This window comes from Kitasatospora sp. NPDC034023, from assembly GCF_055575795.1.
The window spans coordinates 72,635-91,045 of the sequence record NZ_JBVIRY010000031.1 but is presented as its reverse complement, the minus strand read 5'-3'; the positions used below and the strand labels follow the sequence as shown (position 1 = coordinate 91,045).

Sequence of the window (18,411 nt, the reverse complement as noted above, 5' to 3'; positions counted from 1 at the left end):
GGCGGCCAAACCCGCGTCACCCGGTTGGCCGCCGGGGCCGACGCACCCTCACCCCCTTCGCAGAGGGCCGGGGGTGAGGCACGTCAGCACGTCGACGGTTCAGCGCACGCCGACGGTTCAGCACAGGCCGACAGTTCAGCGCACGTCGACGGTGAACTGCCGCTCGTCCTGGTCGGAACCGCCCGGGCGGGCGACGCGGTTGGGGTTGCGCAGGGTGATGGTGGCGCGGCCCGGGTTGGGGCCGGCGCGGAACACGAAGTAGTAGCGGCCGCCGGAGCCCGCCGAGCCGGTGGCGCCGACCAGGTCCTTCAGCCCGAAGTCCTTGACGTACTCGTCGCCCACGGACCGTACGGCGGCCGAATCGGGGGCCTGGGGCGCGGCCGGGTCGGGGGCCGAACCGGGGGCCGAACCGGGGGCCGGGTCGGCCACCGTCCAGACCTGGCCGGTCACCCGGTGGGCGCTGACCTCGACGGAGAACAACTCTCCCGGCTTGACCGCCAGTTCACCGGAGGCCTGGGCGAACACCGTGCCGTGGTCGAGCTTGCCGGTGGTCATCCGGTGGACCACCACCGCGCCCACCACGCCCGCGACGGCCAGCAGGGCGACCGCCGCGATCAGGATCCGACGCCACCTCATGAGTTCGCCTCATGGTGATTGATCCGCAATGCCAGGACGGCGGCGACTGCGTCCAGCCAGCGGGCGACCAGCAGGTCTCCGGTCGCGTCCCCGACGACCATCGAGGCCGCCTCCAGCCAGCCGCGCGCCACCGCCGCCGCCGGGCCGGGCAGCGGCTCGGGCAGCGCGGCGGCGTAGCGGGTGCCGCCGGAGCGGACCACCTCGCCGAGGAAGACCAGGGCGCGCGGCATGGCGCCGAGCCGGTCGACGGTGATCGCGGCGGCCACCGCGCCGTCACCGAACAGCGTGGAACGGTGCGGGCCCGGAGCCGGCAGGCCGAAGCGCAGCAGGACCTCGACGTCCAGCTCGGCGAGATGAGAGTCGCTCATGGGGGGCGGGGTGGTGCTCAACCGGACCTCACTTGGGCATCTGGACGTGGTCGGCGATCGGCATGTTGCCGCCCTGGGCCGCGCCCTCCATGTGGTTGTTGACGAAGTCGCTCTCGCTCACCCAGACGGTGTAACCCCAGGGGTTGTAGATCTCCAGCTGGTCACCGCGGTGCCCGATGATCATCATCTGGTGGCCGTCCGGACGGAACCAGGTGTCCTCCTTGACTCCGATCGGCACCGGCTTGCCCTGGTCCACCGCCGACTCGACCTGGGCCAGCACGTCCTTGCGCTGCTCCGGGCCCTCCAGGTCGACGGTGTGGTAGCCCGCCCCGGTGTGCTTGCCGATCTCGTCGTTGGCGGCGTCCTTGGACTCCCCGTCGCTCATCCCGTCCTGCCACTCGTTCCACCAGTTCTTGGTGTCGTAGACGCGGTCGGTCTCCTTGAGCCAGCGGTCGTACGCGGCCTTGCCGTTGTCGTACTGCGGGTCGCCGGGGTGCCCGCCGGTGGTGAGCTGCAGGGAGAAGAGCGGGTCGACCATCGCCCGGGCGGTGACGGTCGAGCCGGCCACACAGGTCGGCTTGTCGCCCTGGTTCCACGCCACGCCCTGGTAGGCGGTGTCCGACTGGTTCCCGGAGGCGGAGTCGATCTGCACCGGGGAGAGGCGCTGGGCCAGCCAGGCCGGGTCGCCGCCGTGCTCGTGGATCTGGTCGTCGAAGGCCTTGATCTCGTCGTAGCCGTGCCCGGCGGCCAGCGCCTTCATCAGGTAGGCGCGCTCCTCGGGGGACTTGCTGCCGGCCAGCAACTGGTCGAAGCGGGCCCGGTCGGCGTCGCTCATCTTGTCCATGAACTGGCCGGCCCGGGTCACGTCGTTGGCCGTGAGGATGGACCCGAACTGGTCGCTGCCGGCGACCTCCGCGTCCGCGATGACCAGCTTGTCGGCGGCGCCGAGGCCCTTGTTCTTGAAGCGGGCCGCCAGCGCCTTGTCCGCCAGCGCGTTCAGCTCACGCGCGGCGGCGCGGCCGGCGTCCTCCGCCTTCACCGCCGCGTCGAAGATCGACTTGATGCCGTCCTTCGCCTTGGCGTGGGCGGTGTGCATCTTGTCGTCGTCCCAGTTGAACGGGTCCGGCGCGCCCGAGACGGTGATGTCGTGCAGCAGGCTCAGCGCCTCGCTCAGCGGCGCGTGGCCCTGCCCGTGCAGGGTCTGCGCCTCACTCAGCGCGGAGGCCAGCGCGTTGAGCTGGTCCCGGCCCTTGCCCAGCATGTCGCGGCAGCGCGTCAGGTCGTCGGCGGAGGCCTTGACCACCTCGGCCGCCTTCTCCCCCACCTGCCCGGTCCAGGCGTCCGGCAGGTGCTCGGCACCGACCCGCGCCACCTTCATCTGGATCTCGTCCAGCTGGCTGCTCGCCGTGTTGTACGAGGTGGCGAGCTGGCCGAGCTTGCCCGGGTCACCCTTGGGAGCCGGAAGCTGCAGGGCGTCGTGGACGGCGTACTTGAGGTCACCGGCGCCCCACATGCCGTGCGAGTCGTCGATGGTCTTCTTCAGCCGCTCGGCCTGCTGGCGCTGGTTGCCCAGGTCCACGCCGAACGGGCTGAGCGGGTTCGCGCTGTGGTCGGGCACCGGTCACGCCCCCTGCTGCTGGTACTGCTGGCCGACACCGTGATCGGTGGTGCTGTAGTTCGCCGCGCTGGTGTGCACCTTGCCGCCGAGGTCGTTCAACGCGTCGACGTTCACCCCCAGCTCGTCCTGCCACGCCTGCCAGAACGCCTTCGCCGCGTCACCCGCGCCGTACTCCCCGAAGGTCCCGTCGCCGGACATGCCCAGTTTGCCCAGCGCGTCCTTCACCGAGCCCACGTCCGTACTCGCCGCTATCAGCTGGTCGCCCGCGTCCCCGAGCTTGTCCGGATGGGCACTGAACCCCACCCCGGCACCGCCGCCGCTCATGCGCTTCCCCCGATTCCCGGTCGCTCCCTCCGTGGAGCGGCGGTCAGCATATCGGCAGTTCTGCCGCCCGCCCCGGGCCCGAACACCGGCTTGGACAGGTGCCCGCACAACCCGCCCGATCTACCCGGAACGATCACAGGATCAAGGGCATCCCTTGGTGCACCGTCAGGTCCCCATGCCCGCCCGGATCGTGCCCGGAGGACGACGGACAGGCCGAGGCGACGGGGCCCGGGCGAGCGGTACGGCAAGGCCCGGGAGAGCGCTACGGCAAGGTCCTGGAGGTCCCGGGGCGTTCCGGTGAGGCGTTCCAGGCGGGGGCGGATGTGCAGGTCAGAGGGGGTGGAACCGTTCCAGTGTCCCGGGGTGGCGGGGAAGGCTGGCGGTGGGACGGGCGGCGGGCCACAGTGTTGATCGGCGGCCCGGTGGCGATGGCCCCGCCGCCCGATCCTCTTCTCACACCCACCACTGTTACGGGGGAACCTCCATGACCGTTCGCCGCGCCTTCTTCGTTCCGGCCGCCCTCGCCCTCGGCGCCACCCTCACCCTGACCGCCTGCCAGTCCGGCGGCGGCGCGGGCGATGCGCAGCCGTCCGCCAAGCCCACCCAGGCGGCCGCAGCCGCGGCCACCATCGCGCCCGCCGCCGCACCGGCCGCGAACAGCACCCCGGCCCGCCCCAAGACCCCCGCCGCCACCTCCTCCCCGGGTGGCGGCGGTGAGGCGGGCGGCGGGGAGGCCTACGCCTACTCCCACCCCTGCGAGGCCAAGAAGCTGTCGGTCCGCGTGACCACCCGGGCCGAGGCGCCCGGCCAGCGGGTGATCGAGGTGCGCAACCAGGGCACGACGGCCTGCGGCCTGAGCTACTACCCGCTGCTGAGCCTCGGTGACTCGCACGCCGCGGACCACGGCAAGGACGTCAAGCCGCTGGTGCCCAGCGGGCTGGGCGGCGCCCCGGCCTACCCGGTGGCGGCCGGTCAGACGGCGTACGCGGTGCTCGACCTCAACCCCGGTGGTGCGGCCACCGGCACCGCGGCCGGCGTCGACGAGCTGAACGTCCTCGCCGACGGCGACCACATGGCCGCCGCGGACACCCTCGACTTCCCGCTCGGGAACGGCGCCAAGGTGGCCAAGCCGAAGCTGGGCCTGTACCGGAGCAGCGTCGCGGACGCCGCCGCGTCGACCGCCGCCGCCGACCGGCAGTCCTGACCAGGGCCGCTGTGCTCCCCTTCCTCCGGGCACTCACCCGGCGAGCCGGTACCGTGATCCGCGGATTCGACGGGATCCGGGGCCGGTCCGGGGTGAGAGGTGCGCAGAGCATGGGCGTGGAGACCGACGAGTTCGCGGCGACGCTGCGGGAGCTGAAGGAGCGCTCCGGCCGCAGCTACGGCGCGCTGGCGACCCGGCTGCACGTCAGCACCTCCACGCTGCACCGCTACTGCAACGGCGCCGCCGTCCCGGCCGAGTACGCACCGGTGGAACGCCTGGCCCGGGCCTGCGGGGCGCGCGACGAGGAACTGGTCGAGCTGCACCGCCGCTGGATTCTGGCCGACGCGGCCCGCCGCCGGGAGGCGGGCTCGGCGGGAGCAGCGGGAGCGAAGCCGGCGCCGGAGCTCGCGCTGGACCCGGAGTCCACCCCCACAGCGGCTCCCACGCCGGCTCCCGCGCCGACCGAGGAGGTGGAACCCGTGCTCCCCGTGGCCCCGGCCGCCGAACCCCGGCGCCGTAACCGCACCCGCACCCGCGTGCTGCTGAGCGCGGTGGCCGTCGCCGCCGTGGCCGCCGTGGTCTCCGCCTTCCTCCTGCACGACGTCGGCGGCACGCCGGGCACCGGCACCACCCCGACGGGCGCCGCCGACGCCCCCGCCACCGCGGCTGCCACCACCGCCCCCACGGCTGCCGCCCCGCCCGCCGCCACACCCCCGTCCCCCACGGACGCCCCCACTCCGGTCCCCACCCCCGCCCCCGAGGACAACCCGCCCCCCTTCCACGTCAACGTCCTCACCGACAACTGGGGCAGCCCCTGCGGCCAGTGGTTCCTCTCCGCCCGCACGCCCGCCCAGGTGGCCCCGCCCCCGGACACCGCCGCGCGCACCGGGAGTTGGGCGGCCGCGCAGCATGCCGTCCCCGCCGGGCACCTGCGCCTGGAGCTGACCGCCCAGGGCGCGACCGCCACGCCCGTCGTCCTGCACACCGTGTACGTGCACATCGCCGGCACCCAGCCCGCCCCCAAGTGGAACGCCTACACCCCGGGCGCGGGCTGCGGCGGGAACCTCGTCCCGGCGTCCTTCGCGGTGGACCTCGACTCGCCCACGCCGCGTGCCGTCCCCGTCCCGGGCAAGGAGGGTGCGAAGAAGACCCCCGTGTCCGACTTCCCCTACCGGGTGTCGGACACCGACCCGCAGGTGATCGACGTGGACGCCACCACCCGCTCCCAGGACGTCAGCTGGTACCTGGAGCTGGAGTGGAGCAGCGGCGACCGCCAGGGCAAGGTCACCGTGAACGACAACGGCCGGCCCTTCCGTACGGTCGGCCTGCACGGCGCCCCGAGCTACTCCTACAACGGCAGATCCTGGGCACCGGCCCCCGCTGAGGGCTGAGCACCTCGGCGGGGGGCACGGCCGGCGGCGGGACGGGCAGCCCGCAAGGGGTGCTCGGCACCACCGACGAGGCCGGGCGGCCTGTGTCCGGTCGCCGGTGGCCGGTGGCCGGTGACCGGTCGCCGGTGGCCGACGGTCAGCCGAGGTTCTTCTCCAGGGCCGCGAGGTAGTTGCGCATCAGGTGGTCGCGGATGCCCTCCCCGGTCGGCGCGAAGGCCGCTTCGCCCAGGCCCTTGGCCCTTCCCGTCAGCCCGGCGATCAGTCCGGTGCCTTCCTGGATGCGACCGGACGCGTCGAAGTGGCGCAGCGTCCGGACGTGGGTGAACGCCGGCTCCGGCGGCAGCTGCGGGACGATGTCGTTGTTGTTGACGAACCGGTGGGTCCGGCCGTCGAGGCCCTTGTCGTAGGCGTCGGCCAGCGCGCGGTCGCAGGTGCGCGGCTGCCCGAAGGTGACCACCCCGTCCGCGTGCAGGCGCGGCTCCTCCAGGTGGAGGCGGGCCGCGACCAGCATCGCCAGCGCGCCGCCGAGGCTGTGCCCGGTGAACCAGAGGCTCTGCCCGTTCGTCCGGAGCTCCGCGACGGCCTTGGTGACGTCGGGGAAGATCGACTCGAGGGCCTCGGCGAAGCCGTAGTGCACATGGCCGGTCCGGGCGGGGCCGGGCCAGGGCGGGGTGGTGGAGTCGGTGAGCCAGTCGCGCATTTCGCGCGGTTCGGTGCCGCGGAACGCGACGACGATCATCCGGTCGCTGCCCATGGTGTACGCCTGGGTGTCCTCCACCGGGAACGGCGAGGTGAACCGGGTCTGGTGGTGCCGCACATCGCCGAAGCCCCAGGCCCGGGCCTGCTCGTCGATGGCGGCGTCGTCCTGGTAGGCGAGTTCGGCCGCCTTGGCCAGGCAGTAGGCGTGCGGCAGGCTGTAGCCGGCCGCGCTGTGGTCGAAGGTGGTGGGTACGGCCATGGGTGGGGCGCTCCGATCACGGAGGGCGGGACGACGGCCGAAGCCACGGCCCGCGACGGGGGATTGCCCACCTACGTAACCGCCGTTCCCCCGGCCGCCCCCGCGACACCACGCGCCGCTCACTCGAACAGGCCCACTCCCGGCCCCGATTGCCCCGGCCGCGCCCGCCCGTGCGGGTCGGCCTCGCCAGGGGAACCCACGAGCACCCCCATGGCAGCCCGTTGACACCCCGTCGATGCCCCGTCGATGCCCCGTCGATGCCCCGTCGGTGCCCCGTCGGTGCCCCCGCACGGTCACCGCGGAGACCCGGGCGGCCCGTATCCCGTCCGACTGACGGCCGTTAGCATGACGGGTGAGGCGCCGGTGGTCGGCGCCGGATCCGGCGGATTCCGCCTCGGCGCCGAGGAGTTGACGATGAGTCGCACTTTCCCTCTGGTTCGGACGGCCGGCCCGGTACCGGAGGCGGAGCGACGCGCCGTCCTCGCCGCGCCGGGTTTCGGCAAGTTCTTCACCGACCACATGGCCACCGCGACCTGGACGCCGGGCGAGGGCTGGCACGACCGCCGGGTCGGGCCGCTGGCGCCGTTCTCGCTGCACCCGAGCGCGTCGGTGCTGCACTACGCGCAGGAGATCTTCGAGGGGCTGAAGGCCTACCGCCATGCCGACGGCGGCGTGCGGCTGTTCCGCCCCGAGTTCAACGCGCGCCGCTTCGCGCGCTCCGCCGAGCGGCTCGCGCTGCCCGTGCTGCCGGAGGAGGACTTCCTCGCGAGCGTCGAGGAGCTGGTCCGCGCGGACGAGGCGTGGGTGCCGGACTCCGGCGGCGAGGCGAGCCTCTACCTGCGGCCGTACATGTTCGCCTCGGAGGCGTTCCTCGGCGTCCGGCCCGCCGAGGAGGTCACCTACGCGGTCATCGCGAGCCCGGCCGGGCCGTACTTCGCCGGTGGCGTCACCGGCATCACGCTCTGGGTCAGCAGCCGGTACACCCGGGCCGGGCGGGGCGGCACCGGCGCGGCCAAGTGCGGCGGCAACTACGCCTCCAGCCTGGCCGCGCAGATCGAGGCGAAGCAGCACGGCTGCGACCAGGTGCTGTTCCTGGACGACACGGGCGGCGAGGGCGATCTGGAGGAGTCCGGCACGATGAACCTGTGCCTGGTCACCGCGGCCGGCGAGCTGGTCACTCCCGGGCTCGGCACCATCCTCGACGGTGTCACCCGGGACTCGATCCTGGCCCTGGCAGCCGAGTTCGGCCTGACCCCGGTCGAGCGCGCGATCACCTTCGCCGAGCTGCGCTCCGGCGCCGCCGACGGCACCGTCGCCGAGGTGTTCGCGGCCGGCACCGCGGCGGTGATCACCCCGATCATCGGGTTCAAGGGCGAGGGCTACGAGTTCGCCGTCGGCGGCGGCGCGCCCGGCAAGCACACCCTCGGCATCCGCGAGCACCTGCTGGACGTCCAGTACGGGCGCGCCGAGGACCGGCACGGCTGGCTGCGGCGGGTGGTCTGACCGGCGGGTCGTCCGACCGGCCACCGTCCCGGGCCCTTCGCTCCGTACGCCTCGCCTCGCCCCTTCTCTATGTCAACGGAGTTGACATAGCCTGCGGGCATGAACGACCGCGTAGTCCCCGAACCGCAGCGGAGACGTCGGCGCCCCACCAAGCAGGGCGTCGTCCTCTCCGCCGAGCTGATCGTCGACACCGCCCTGCGGCTGATCGGGCAGCACGGCGCCGAGGCGCTCACCGTACGGCGGCTCGGGGCGGCGCTCGGCGCCGACCCGAGCGCCGTCTACCGCTACTTCCACAGCACCGACGACCTGCTGCTCGCCATCGCCGACGAGCTCATCGGCCGCGCCCAGCACGGCTGGCAGCCCACCGGCGACTGGCGGGCCGACCTGCGCGCCATCGGCCTGCGCATCCACGCCGCCTACCAGGCCCACCCGCAGGCCGCCCTGCTCGCCGCCCACCGCACCACCGGCCGCACCCACGAGACCGCCGCCGTCGAGGCCATGCTCGGCATCCTGCGCACCGCCGGCTTCCCGGACCTCGAGGCCGTCCGCATCTACCACGCCTTCGTCGACCAGAGCCTCGGCTTCGCCGCCCTGGACGCCGCCGCGCTCGCCCTCCCGGCCCCCGCCGCGACCGCGGACCTGGAGGTCTGGCAGGCCTCCTACGCCCGCCTCGACGCCGCCACCCACCCGCACATCGCCGCCACCGCCGGCCTGCTCACCACGGACATGCGCCGCAGCGGCTACCCGTACGCGCTGGACCTCCTCCTCGACGCCGCCGAGGCCCGCCTGCGGGCGGCGGGCAGCGGCCAGGACCGGGACCGGGACCGGGACCGGGACCGGGACCGCTGACGACGCCCCCGGCGGGCACGGCGCCGCCGGTGGCGCGCCCCCGTGCGCTCACCACCGGCGGCCGTCGCGCGCCCTGCGCCTCCCGAGAAGCCCCGAAGCCCGCCAGGCCCGCCAAGCCCGCGACCGGGATCACTCCGCCGCGTGCACCAACTCGCCGCCCACGTAGGTGCGTTCCACCCGGGCGTGGGCGATCTCCTCGGCCGGCCCGGTGAGGATGTCCCGGTCGAGGACGACCAGGTCGGCGAGCCGCCCGGCGGCCAGCACCCCCGCGTCGTCGTGCCCGTTCACGTACGCGGACCCGGCCGTGTACGCGGCGATCGCGGAGCCCAGGTCGAGCCGCTGCTCGGGCAGGAAGACCCGTCCGTCGGTGGCCTCCGGCTCCATCCGGTTGACCGCCACGTGCAGGCCCGCCAGCGGGTCCGGGCTGCTCACCGGCCAGTCGCTGCCCGCCGCCAGGGTGGCGCCCGCGCGCTGCAGGTCGCCGAACGGGTACTGCCAGGCGGCGCGCTCCGGGCCGAGGAAGGGGATGGTCAGCTCGTCCATCTGCGGCTCGTGGGCGGCCCAGAGCGGCTGGATGTTGGCGATCGCGCCCAGCCGCGCGAAGCGGGCGAGGTCCTCCGGGTGGACCACCTGGAGGTGGGCGAGGTGGTGCCGGGCGCCGCGCCACCCGTTGGCGGCGCGGGCGGCCTCGACGGCGTCCAGCGCCTCGCGGACGGCCCGGTCGCCGAGCGCGTGGAAGTGCACCTGGAAGCCGAGCGCGTCCAGCTCGGTGACGTACCCGCGCAACGCCTCCGGATCGACGAAGCTGAGGCCGGAGTTGGCGGTGGCGCAGCCGCAGCCGTCCAGGTACGGGCTGGTCATCGCGGCGGTGAAGTTCTCCGCGATGCCGTCCTGCATGATCTTCACCGAGCCGGCCCGGAACCGCCCGTGGCTCAACTCCTCGCGCCGTCGCACGAGTTCGACGATCTGATCGGCTCCCCGGTCGCGCTGCCACCAGAGCGCGCCGGTCACCCGGGCGGTCAGCGCGCCGGAGCGCGCCGCGGCCAGGTAGGCGTCGGACGGGTCCGGCTGGCCGTTGAACTCGCCGAGTAGCGCGTCCTGCCAGCCCGTGATGCCGAGCGAGTGCAGCAGCCGCTGGGCGCGCAGCAGCCCGTCCAGCCGGTCGGCGGCGGTGGACGGCGGCACCAGCCGGGCGACCAGGGCGGTGGCGCCCTCCTGGAGCGTGCCACCCGGGGTACCGTCGGCCTCGCGCTCGATCCGCCCGTCGGCCGGATCGGGGGTGTCCCGGGTGAGGCCGGCGAGTTCCAGCGCCCGGGTGTTGGCCCAGGCGCCGTGGTGGTCCCGGTTGGTCAGGTACACCGGCCGGTCGGGGACGACGGAGTCGAGCAGCTGCCGGGTCGGCAGGCCGCCGTCGAAGCTCTCCATCGACCACCCGCTGCCGGTGATCCACTCCTGCCCGGGGTTCGCGTCCGCGTACGCCCGGATCCGCTCCAGGTAGTCGGCGACGCCGACCGTCCCGGTGAGGTCGCAGACGGCCAACTCGGCTCCGCCGAACACCGCGTGGATGTGCGCGTCCTGGAATCCGGGCAGCAGCAGCTTGCCGGTGAGGTCCACCACCTCGGTCTTCGGCCCGATCAGCTCCCGGACCTCGTCGTGCCCGACGGCGGCGATCCGCTCGCCGACGACCGCCAGGCTGGTCGCCCTCGTCCGGGCGGCGTCACCGGTGTGGACGGGTCCACGGGTGAAGACCAGATCGGCCTCGGTCATGGCTGGTGCTCCGTTCTTGCGTCTCGTGAACATCTCGTGGATCTCTTGCGCTACTTGGACCTTTGCGTCACGTGGAGCTTGTGTCCCGTGGATCTCGTGTCCCGTGGACCTTTGCGTCGCGTGGAGCTTGTGTCCCGTGGACCTTTGCGTCGCGTGGAGCTTGTGTCCCGTGAATCTCGTGTCCCGTGGATCTCGTGTCCCGTGGATCCTTGCGTCGTGTGGAGCTCGTGTCCCGTGGATCTCTTGCGGTTCTTACGACTCGTTGGCAAGGGAGTTGACATCCCCCGTCGCGTTCGCTTGAAAGTACGGCGAACGCCGGCGCCAGCGGGCCCAGGCCGCCGCCGGCAGCCCGGTGACGACCATCAGCGTCACCACGGTCAGCTCGAACCACCCGTTGTCGGCGGACAGTTCGAAGTGGTCGGCGGAGTCGTAGAAGGTCCAGGCGAGGTAGCCACCGACGGCGAGCAGCGCCGCCGCGCCCAGCAGTGGGCCGACCACCGCGCGCAGTCCCTCCGCCAGGTCGGTGCGCAGCAGCCCGCGGAACCGGACGGCGGCGGCGATGGCGGTCAGCGCGTAGTAGAGCGCGACGATGATGCCGATCGCGTTGACGGCGGCCGAGATCAGGTCGTTGACGGTCGGGATGGCGATCGAGGCCAGGGCCAGGAGAACGGCGATACCGGTGATCAGCAGCGTGCCGACGGCGGGTGTGGCGTGCCGGGGGTGCAGCCGGGTCCAGACCGGGCCGAGCACCCGGTCGCGCCCCATCGCGTACATCCCGCGGGCGGTCGGGATCACCGAGGACTGCAGCGAGGCCATCGCGGAGAACGTCAGGGCGATCAACGGCAGTGCGGCGAGCGGCTGGTGGGCGAGCTTGGTGCCGAAGTAGGTCAGCCCGTGCGCGCCGTTGTCGGCCAACTCGTCGATCGGCAGCACCCGTTGGAAGGCCGTACCGGCGAGCAGGAACAGCAGCATCATCACCACCAGGGCGAGCAGGCCGGCCCGGGAGGCGTCGCGCGGGTCGCGCACCTCCTCGCCGACGCTGAACACCGACTCGAAGCCCCAGTAGCAGAACACGGCCAGCACCATGCCCTGCGCGACGGCGCCGAAGGAGGGGATGTCGAAGGGGTTGAACCACTGCAGCGAGAACGGCTGGTCACCCGCGAACAGCCCGTACCCGCAGAAGCCGAGCAGCACGGCGTACTCGAACACCAGCAGCGCCTTCTGCAGCCGGGCGGCCATCTCCAGCCCGCGCACCGCGACCAGCGCGGCGCCGACCAGGACCACCAGGCCGAGCAGGGTGCACTGGACGGTGGAGTCCGCGTCCAGCCGCAGGCCGGCGACACTGCGCACGTGCGCCAGGTCGAGGAGCTGGATGACCGACGAGCCGGTGACGGTCGTGGTGTACGCCATGAACACCACCGTGCCGACCGTGTTGACCCACCCGGTGAGGAACCCCAGCCAGGGGCTGAGGGTGCGCCCGACCCACCGGTAGCTGGAGCCGGCGTCCGGCTCCACCGCGTTCAACCGGCCGTACCCGCCGGCGATCGCGAGCACCGGCAGGAAGGCCAGCAGCATGATCGCCGGCAGGTGCAGGCCGACGACCCCGGCCATCAGGCCCAGGCCGATCCCGATACTGCTGGTGGCGGCCGTACTGGACGCGGCGATCGCCGCGCCGTCCAGCAAGCCGAGGGACTGCCGCATCACGACGCGGGAGCTGCCCGCATCCGTTCTCGGGCCGCCGCCCGTGTCCTTCACCGTCGATGCCAACGGATCACCGCCTAGGTCGTGGGGGGTGTGGGGGATGTGGGTGGGAGGCCGCGCGCACCGTAGGGGAGGCGTGCGCGGGAAGTGCGAGCCATGAAACCGGTGACCCACGCCACACGTCAATGCCGTTGTCATAAGAGCGCGGCCGCCGCGTTCCGCCTCAACCCCCGCCGCCTCACCACGGGTTCACGTGGAGCCGGAAACCACGTTCACGCAGGACGCCTACGTTCTTTCCGCCGCAGGTCATCGGAACCGCGTCAACGAAAGCCGTGCCAACGAAGCCGCGTCAACGAGAGGGAACCCACAGTTGCTCCAGCGCAACCGCCGGTCCACCGCCCTCACCCTGAGCGCGGGGGCAGCCGGTCGACCACCTGCCCGAGCTCCCCGCAACCACGACGCGACCCCCACGTGCCCACCGCACGGCTCAACGCGGCAGAACGCCGAAAGGCCCCGGGCCTCAGCCGCGGTGCCGGGCGCTCGGGCGGCGGCGCATCCGCACCAGGAACCAGCGGCCGATGACGACGAGCGCCACCGCCACCACGCCCTTCGACACCCAGCCGCCGTACTCGTCCACCAGGTGCCAGTTGTCGCCCAGCCAGTAGCCCAACAGCACGAACACGGTGTTCCACACCAGGCTGCCGAGGACGGTCATGGCGGTGAAGGCCATCAGCGGCATCCGCTGGATCCCGGCCGGTACGGAGATGAGGCTGCGCACCACCGGCACCATGCGGGCGATCAGCACGGCCTTGCGGCCGTGCCGTTCGAACCACGCCTCGGCCCGGTCGATCTCGTGGGCATGGATGAGCGGGATGCGGGTGATGAGTGCGCGGGTCCGGTCGCGGCCCAGGAGGGCACCTGCGGCGTACACGATCCAGGAGCCGACGATCGAGCCGATCGTGGTCCAGACGATGACGGCCGGCAGACTCAGCTTGCCCTGTCCGGCGGCGAATCCGGCGACGGGCAGGATGATCTCGCTGGGAATGAACGGCAGGACGGTGTCCACCAGGTTGGTGAGACCGGCGCCCGGGGCGCCGAGGGTGCTCATGACGTCGACGGCCCATCCGGCGATGCCGCCTGCGGGTTCGGCGGAAGCGGTGGCGAGCGACGCGGAAGCCAACGTTGCGATCATGCGGTCCACGGTAGGAGCCGGGCGGGGGGCGCCACCATGCGGTCAACCGCCCGGTCCTGCTGCGGTTTTCCGTAACCCCTTACCCGGGCTCCTCCCGGCCGGGCGCATGGCGTACGCACACGGGCGCCGGGAATCCGAGCAGCCGCGCGGTGAGGCGGACCGGGTCCAGGGGGGGCGTCGGCCAGGGCGGCGAGCAGGTCGGCGCGGTCGGACGCCAGGGCGCAGCCGTCGACGGTGGCGGTGAGGACCCGACGCACCCCCGTGACGGTGCCCTGGACGCGGACCTCGCCGTCGATCCTCGCGACCAGGTGGGCGCTGCCGGTGAGGGAGCCGGCGAGTTCGTCGAGGTCGGCCGGGTGCCGTACGCGCCTGGCCCAGTCCTTGAGCTGACCGGTGGTCAGCGTGTGGGTCCCGGTGACCAGCAGCGCGCGGTGGTGCCGTGCCGGGCGTGGACGGCCGAGGTGACACCGGTGTTCGCGTCCGGGGCCTGTCCGATGACCCAGGGGCGTCCCGAGGCGTGGGTCAGGGTGAATCCGATGTGGCCGCTCAGTCGCCGGTCGCGGCCCTGGCCGGGTACCTCGTCGTCCGGCTGCGCAACCGCAACCGGTCGCAGCAGCAGACCAGTTCATGACCGGGGCCGCGCTTCCCGAGCGCACGGTCGAAGCCGCCGCGCAGTCCTGGCGATCTTGCCCGGGCTGCGCGGCCGCACTAGGCTCGGGCCTCGTGCGAGGAGATTCAGCGGGCGCCGCATCCCACCCCCCGACGGGGTTTGCGGGTGGTCAGGGCACCGCTGAGGACGAGACCGCCACGCGGGCCCCGGCCTGGTCGCGCCGCAGCCTGGGCGTCCTGATCGGCTGTCTGACCGCCGTGCTCGGTGCGCTCTACCTCCTCGTGGTCGGCACCGTCCTCGGCCCCTTCCTGCTCTGGCCGCGCAGCCGGCCGAACGCCCTGGAGATCGTGATGGCCGGGGCGCGCCGGCTGACGGCCCTGGAACGCAACCGGCGCTCCGCCTTCTTCGACGACCGCTTCCCCGAGCACTACAAGGCGTCCGACCAGAAGCTCCTGCGCTACCTGGCGGTCCGCTGCTACGCGGGACTGCTCTGCGCGGTCGTCATCGGACTGCTGGGCTTCGGCGCCATGCTGGCCGGGCTGACGGTCAACGGGATGGCCCGGGGGACGCTCGGCTGGGACCAACTCCTCACCCAGGCACTGCTGGGCAGCGTCCTGCTCTTCCTCGACGTGCAGGGCCTGTACTCGCTGGCCGCCCTGGACACCCGGATCGCCCGCGAGTGCTTCGGCCCCTCCGAGCGGGAGCTGCTACAGCGCCGGATCGACGAACTCGCCACCAGCCGGGCCGCGGTGGTCCAGGCCGTGGACGCCGAGCGCCGGCGCATCGAACGCGATCTGCACGACGGCGTCCAGCAGCGTCTGGTGGCGCTGGCCATGCTGCTGGGCAGGGCCCGCCGGGGCCGCAACCCCGAGCAGGCGAGCGCGCTGCTGCTCCAGGCGCACGACGAGTCCCGGGACGTGCTGACCGAACTGCGCGAGGTGGCCTGGCGGGTCTATCCCTCGGCGCTGGACAGCCTCGGTCTCGAAGAGGCGCTGGGCGGGGTGGCCGAGCGGTGCGGCATCCCGCTGCGGACCCGGTTCGAGGTCGGCGCGGCGCTGCCCAAACCCGTGGAGACGGCCGCCTACTTCGTGGTGTCCGAGTCCGTGACCAACGCCGCCAAGCACTCCTCGGCCTCGGCCATCTCGGTGCGGGTGACGCTCGACGGCGCGCTGCTCACCGTCCGGGTCGAGGACAACGGCACGGGCTGCGCGGACCCGGCCGGCAGCGGCCTGACCGGGCTGCTCAGCCGGGTGGCCGCGCTGGACGGCGTCCTGCACATCGACAGCCCCCTGGGGGGACCGACCACCATCACCGCGGAGATTCCATGCGCGTCATCCTCGCCGAGGACTCGACCCTCCTGAGGGAGGGCCTGGTCCGGCTGCTCGTCGAAGAGGGCCACGAGGTCGTGGCGGCGCTCGGCGACGCGGTGACGGTCCTTCAGGAGGTCGAGGCGAAGAAGCCGGACGTCGTCGTCCTCGACATCCGGATGCCCCCGACCCACACCGACGAGGGACTGCGGGCCGCCGTGGAGATCCGCGAGCGCTGGCCGGAGGTGAGCGTGCTGGTGCTCTCGCAGCACATCGAGCGCACCTACGCGGCCAAGCTGCTGGCGTCCAACGCGGAGCGGGTCGGCTACCTGCTCAAGGACCGGGTGGCCCAGGTCGAGGAGTTCCTCGACGCGCTGGAGCGGATCCACGCGGGCGGGGCGGCGATCGACCCGGAGGTCGTCCGGCAGCTGGTCATCCGCACCACGCACGGCGATCCGCTGGCCCGGCTCACCCCGCGCGAGCGCACCGTGCTGGAGGCGCTGGCGCAGGGGCACACCAACACGGCCATCGCGCAGAAGCTGCACATCTCGCTGAGTTCGGTGGAGAAGAACCTGAACACCGTCTTCGACAAGCTGGAACTGAGCCACACCACCGGCTACAGCCGGCGGATCCTGGCGGTCCTGCGGTACCTGGAGTCGTAGCAAGCCCAGCGCGGCGACGGGCCGCCCCCACCGGAGGAGCAAACAGGGCCTTTCACGGAATTCCCGCGGCGCCGGCCCGGGAACGGTGCCAGAGCGGCCCGGGAGCGGCCCGGGAGCGGTGCGAGAGTGGCGCGGAGGGGACGGATCCGGACATGCCGGAAGTCCCGGTCGTCATGCCCGACCGGGACTTCTCGTGCGCGCTGGTCACGCCTTGGTGGCGTACCCGTGGATCCAGGTCAGGTCACGGTAGCCCGGACCGTAGCGCTCGAACTCGTTCGAGCGCTCGACGGCCGCCACCCGGAAGCCCGCCTGTCCGACCAGCCCGGTGACGCTCCGCACCGTCTGGTAGCGGTAGAAGCGGGCGCTGCCGCTGCTGAACTTCTCGACGATCTCCTCCTCGCCGTCCCCCTCCTTGAAGCTGACGAAGAGCGCCCCGCCGGGGGTGAGGACGCGGTGGAACTCGGCCAGCGCGGCGCTGACGTCCTCGTCCTTGAGGTGGAGCAGGGTCGCCTGGCACCAGACACCCGCGAAGCTCGCGTCCGGGAACGCGAGGTCGCGGGCGTCCATGCGCGCGAAGGTGAGCTGCGGGTGGAGCTCCTGCGCTCGTGCCACGAAGGCGCTCGTCAGGTCGACCCCTTCCGCGCGCAGGCCCCGCTCCGCCAGCAGCGCGGTGTCGCGCCCGAACGCGCAGCCGACGTCGAGGACGCGTCCGGCCGGGTCGGGGAGGAGCGCCGTGAAGGCGTCGAGTTCGGCGACGGGGACCATCCCCGCGGTCGCGTTCTCGTAGCGTTGCGGATCCCCGTCGTACGCGCGGATCGTGCCGCTGAGGTAGTCGTGCATTCCTCTGGTCCTCGTGATCAGTCGGCGGTGGGAGCGACCTGGACGCTGTCATGGAACCACGCGCTCAGGCCGGCGATCCGCTCGGCCACCTCGCGGGTGTCCGCGCCGCTGACGACGGCCTGTCCGGCACGGATGTGGCTGGCCGAGCTGAAGTCCGGCGCCACACCGCCCGGGGTGACGTAGATGTCCGCCTCCACGACGCCCGGGCGGGCCAGGGCCTCGTCGAGGGTCGGGGCCGAGACCACCGTTCCTTGCGGGCAGCGCAGGTTGAGGCCGCCATAGCTCTCCTCGGCCGGCGTCGGCTCGTCGACGATCCGCGACGGCAGGTCCAGCGCCGCCAGCGCCCACTCGTCGTGGAGGTTCACGCCGTACGTCAGCTCGACGACCCGGTCCGCACGACCGCCGCCGACCCGCGCCGCGCACTCCCCGAAGACCACCTCGGAGCCGTCCCAGAAGACCTCCAGGTGGAACACCCCGTCCTCGAACTGCAGCGCCTTGAACGCGGCTTCGGTCAACGACCGCGTCCTGGCGTGGAGTTCGGGTTCCTCCGACTCCGGCAGGGTGTGGTAGGCGACGATTCCGCCACCGTGGCACTCGATGAGGTTCTGGAAGTACCGGGAGAGGGAGAACAGCCGGAGCCGGCCTTCGCGGACGACACCGTCGACGAAGAACTCCCGGCCGGGGACGTACTCCTCCAGGAGCCAGGGTCCGTCGCTGCTCTGCCGCGACGCGTCGATCGCCTGCCGGAGCTCCTCCGCGTCCCGGACGACCACCGTGTGCATGGCCCCTGCGGCGTTCAGCGGCTTGAGCACCTGGGGGTACTCGACCGTCGTGACGTCCAGTCGCTCGAGGCTCTCCACGAGGAGGTGCGCCGCCGTGCGCACGTCCGCCCGGCGCAGCAGGTCCTTCTGCACGAACTTGTCCCGCATGGCCAGCATCTGCCGGGAGCCGGAGCCGACGGCCCCGCCGAGCTCGGCCAGGGCCGCGGCCTGCACCAGGTAGAACTCGTTGGCACTGCAGACCGCGCCGAAGTCCGACGGGCTGAGCGAGTTCCGAACCAGGCCGGCGAGAACGTCCTCGACGCTGCCCGGGTCCGGCACCACGATGGCGGCGGCCCCTGCCGCACGCACCGCCGGAGCGTCCTTCGCCGGTACGACACAGGTCACCTCGGCGCCCGCGCGCTGCAGCGCACCGATCGGCCGCGGGTCCCAGCCGAGGTGCAGGACCGGGTTCGGAACGGGCATGTCAGATCCTTTGCTTCTGTCCGGCTTCACGTCGGTTGACGCGACGTCAGTTGATTTGGGGAGCGGACGGTTCGACCGTGTTCCAGCCCACGTCGGCCACCAGCCGGGCGGATGCAGGGGGGGCGTCTTCACCGGTGGTGACGGCGGCGAAGCCGAGCGCCAGAAGTGCGCCCGCCGCGAGCAGAACAGCCCGCCTCGCAATAAGCCCGTTCGCAGCGAATACCGCTTGCGTCATGA

General features: G+C 72.8%; 17 protein-coding genes. 6 read left to right on the top strand and 11 right to left on the bottom strand.

Annotated features, from left to right (window positions below; translation table 11 throughout):
- Positions 1-135: 135 nt before the first annotated feature.
- From ACZ52R_RS32650 to ACZ52R_RS32635, 4 genes are read right to left on the bottom strand one after another with little or no spacing between them, the layout of a single operon-like run.
- On the bottom strand, positions 136-636 hold the full coding sequence (locus ACZ52R_RS32650) for a protease inhibitor I42 family protein (RefSeq protein ID WP_465754648.1): 501 nt from the start codon (positions 634-636) through the stop codon (positions 136-138).
- The gene (locus tag ACZ52R_RS32645) at positions 633-1,004 is read right to left on the bottom strand and encodes a hypothetical protein (RefSeq protein WP_465622102.1); all 372 of its coding nucleotides are present in this window, start codon (positions 1,002-1,004) and stop codon (positions 633-635) included. Before ACZ52R_RS32645 ends, ACZ52R_RS32650 begins: the two co-directional genes overlap by 4 nt.
- 28 nt (positions 1,005-1,032) lie before the next feature.
- Positions 1,033-2,622: a cysteine peptidase family C39 domain-containing protein gene (locus tag ACZ52R_RS32640; protein WP_465664556.1), complete on the bottom strand. Its 1,590-nt coding sequence runs from the start codon at positions 2,620-2,622 to the stop codon at positions 1,033-1,035.
- Positions 2,623-2,625: 3 nt separating this feature from the next.
- Entirely contained in the window at positions 2,626-2,946 is a 321-nt protein-coding gene (locus ACZ52R_RS32635) for a hypothetical protein (protein WP_465622106.1), read from the bottom strand.
- A gap of 484 nt (positions 2,947-3,430) precedes the next feature.
- Here ACZ52R_RS32635 and ACZ52R_RS32630 point away from each other — a divergent pair, with 484 nt between their 5' ends.
- Positions 3,431-4,150, top strand: a complete 720-nt coding sequence (locus ACZ52R_RS32630) for a DUF4232 domain-containing protein (protein ID WP_465664555.1) — start codon at positions 3,431-3,433, stop codon at positions 4,148-4,150.
- Between the two features lie 110 nt (positions 4,151-4,260).
- Positions 4,261-5,541, top strand: coding sequence for a helix-turn-helix domain-containing protein (locus ACZ52R_RS32625; RefSeq protein WP_465754647.1), 1,281 nt, complete (start codon positions 4,261-4,263; stop codon positions 5,539-5,541).
- Positions 5,542-5,677: 136 nt separating this feature from the next.
- Here the strand turns inward: ACZ52R_RS32625 and ACZ52R_RS32620 are convergent, their stop codons facing one another.
- Positions 5,678-6,499, bottom strand: coding sequence for a lipase family protein (locus ACZ52R_RS32620; protein ID WP_465754646.1), 822 nt, complete (start codon positions 6,497-6,499; stop codon positions 5,678-5,680).
- Positions 6,500-6,913: 414 nt separating this feature from the next.
- Between ACZ52R_RS32620 and ACZ52R_RS32615 the strand changes: the two genes are divergently transcribed.
- Together ACZ52R_RS32615 and ACZ52R_RS32610 are read left to right on the top strand one after the other, a co-directional pair.
- Positions 6,914-8,002, top strand: coding sequence for a branched-chain amino acid aminotransferase (locus ACZ52R_RS32615; protein ID WP_465664552.1), 1,089 nt, complete (start codon positions 6,914-6,916; stop codon positions 8,000-8,002).
- A gap of 99 nt (positions 8,003-8,101) precedes the next feature.
- Positions 8,102-8,851 carry a TetR/AcrR family transcriptional regulator gene (locus ACZ52R_RS32610; RefSeq protein WP_465754645.1) on the top strand — a complete coding sequence of 250 codons (750 nt, stop codon included), beginning with the start codon at positions 8,102-8,104 and terminating at the stop codon, positions 8,849-8,851.
- 129 nt (positions 8,852-8,980) lie between these two features.
- Here ACZ52R_RS32610 and ACZ52R_RS32605 read toward each other — a convergent pair whose 3' ends face one another.
- From ACZ52R_RS32605 to ACZ52R_RS32595, 3 genes are all read right to left on the bottom strand, one after another.
- Positions 8,981-10,618, bottom strand: coding sequence for an amidohydrolase (locus ACZ52R_RS32605; protein ID WP_465754644.1), 1,638 nt, complete (start codon positions 10,616-10,618; stop codon positions 8,981-8,983).
- Positions 10,619-10,870: 252 nt separating this feature from the next.
- Entirely contained in the window at positions 10,871-12,385 is a 1,515-nt protein-coding gene (locus ACZ52R_RS32600) for an APC family permease (RefSeq protein ID WP_465622120.1), read from the bottom strand.
- Between the two features lie 454 nt (positions 12,386-12,839).
- A complete protein-coding gene (locus tag ACZ52R_RS32595) occupies positions 12,840-13,511 on the bottom strand; it encodes a DedA family protein (protein ID WP_465622122.1) in 672 nt (223 codons plus the stop codon).
- 723 nt (positions 13,512-14,234) lie between these two features.
- Between ACZ52R_RS32595 and ACZ52R_RS32590 the strand changes: the two genes are divergently transcribed.
- Both ACZ52R_RS32590 and ACZ52R_RS32585 read left to right on the top strand, forming a co-directional pair.
- Entirely contained in the window at positions 14,235-15,482 is a 1,248-nt protein-coding gene (locus tag ACZ52R_RS32590; protein WP_465622124.1) for a sensor histidine kinase, read from the top strand.
- Positions 15,446-16,090 carry a response regulator gene (locus tag ACZ52R_RS32585; protein ID WP_465754643.1) on the top strand — a complete coding sequence of 215 codons (645 nt, stop codon included), beginning with the start codon at positions 15,446-15,448 and terminating at the stop codon, positions 16,088-16,090. Before ACZ52R_RS32590 ends, ACZ52R_RS32585 begins: the two co-directional genes overlap by 37 nt.
- Before the next feature lie 204 nt (positions 16,091-16,294).
- Here the strand turns inward: ACZ52R_RS32585 and ACZ52R_RS32580 are convergent, their stop codons facing one another.
- Genes ACZ52R_RS32580 through ACZ52R_RS32570 form a run of 3 tightly spaced genes read right to left on the bottom strand, consistent with a single transcriptional unit; the run spans position 16,295 to position 18,409 of the window.
- A complete protein-coding gene (locus tag ACZ52R_RS32580; RefSeq protein WP_360509227.1) occupies positions 16,295-16,930 on the bottom strand; it encodes a class I SAM-dependent methyltransferase in 636 nt (211 codons plus the stop codon).
- 17 nt (positions 16,931-16,947) lie between these two features.
- Positions 16,948-18,174, bottom strand: coding sequence for an ATP-grasp domain-containing protein (locus ACZ52R_RS32575; RefSeq protein WP_465754642.1), 1,227 nt, complete (start codon positions 18,172-18,174; stop codon positions 16,948-16,950).
- 46 nt (positions 18,175-18,220) lie between these two features.
- Entirely contained in the window at positions 18,221-18,409 is a 189-nt protein-coding gene (locus ACZ52R_RS32570) for a hypothetical protein (RefSeq protein WP_465622130.1), read from the bottom strand.
- Positions 18,410-18,411 lie beyond the last annotated feature (2 nt).

Bases quoted from the DNA above. Each gene is read 5' to 3' on its own strand.
- ACZ52R_RS32615 (WP_465664552.1), top strand. From the start codon at position 6,914: ATGAGTCGCACTTTCCCTCTGGTTCGGACGGCCGGCCCGGTACCGGAG.
- ACZ52R_RS32620 (WP_465754646.1), bottom strand. From the start codon at position 6,499: ATGGCCGTACCCACCACCTTCGACCACAGCGCGGCCGGCTACAGCCTG.
- ACZ52R_RS32575 (WP_465754642.1), bottom strand. From the start codon at position 18,174: ATGCCCGTTCCGAACCCGGTCCTGCACCTCGGCTGGGACCCGCGGCCG.
- ACZ52R_RS32610 (WP_465754645.1), top strand. From the start codon at position 8,102: ATGAACGACCGCGTAGTCCCCGAACCGCAGCGGAGACGTCGGCGCCCC.
- ACZ52R_RS32605 (WP_465754644.1), bottom strand. From the start codon at position 10,618: ATGACCGAGGCCGATCTGGTCTTCACCCGTGGACCCGTCCACACCGGT.
- ACZ52R_RS32635 (WP_465622106.1), bottom strand. From the start codon at position 2,946: ATGAGCGGCGGCGGTGCCGGGGTGGGGTTCAGTGCCCATCCGGACAAG.
- ACZ52R_RS32585 (WP_465754643.1), top strand. From the start codon at position 15,446: ATGCGCGTCATCCTCGCCGAGGACTCGACCCTCCTGAGGGAGGGCCTG.
- ACZ52R_RS32630 (WP_465664555.1), top strand. From the start codon at position 3,431: ATGACCGTTCGCCGCGCCTTCTTCGTTCCGGCCGCCCTCGCCCTCGGC.
- ACZ52R_RS32645 (WP_465622102.1), bottom strand. From the start codon at position 1,004: ATGAGCGACTCTCATCTCGCCGAGCTGGACGTCGAGGTCCTGCTGCGC.
- ACZ52R_RS32580 (WP_360509227.1), bottom strand. From the start codon at position 16,930: ATGCACGACTACCTCAGCGGCACGATCCGCGCGTACGACGGGGATCCG.
- ACZ52R_RS32595 (WP_465622122.1), bottom strand. From the start codon at position 13,511: ATGATCGCAACGTTGGCTTCCGCGTCGCTCGCCACCGCTTCCGCCGAA.
- ACZ52R_RS32650 (WP_465754648.1), bottom strand. From the start codon at position 636: ATGAGGTGGCGTCGGATCCTGATCGCGGCGGTCGCCCTGCTGGCCGTC.
- ACZ52R_RS32570 (WP_465622130.1), bottom strand. From the start codon at position 18,409: ATGACGCAAGCGGTATTCGCTGCGAACGGGCTTATTGCGAGGCGGGCT.
- ACZ52R_RS32625 (WP_465754647.1), top strand. From the start codon at position 4,261: ATGGGCGTGGAGACCGACGAGTTCGCGGCGACGCTGCGGGAGCTGAAG.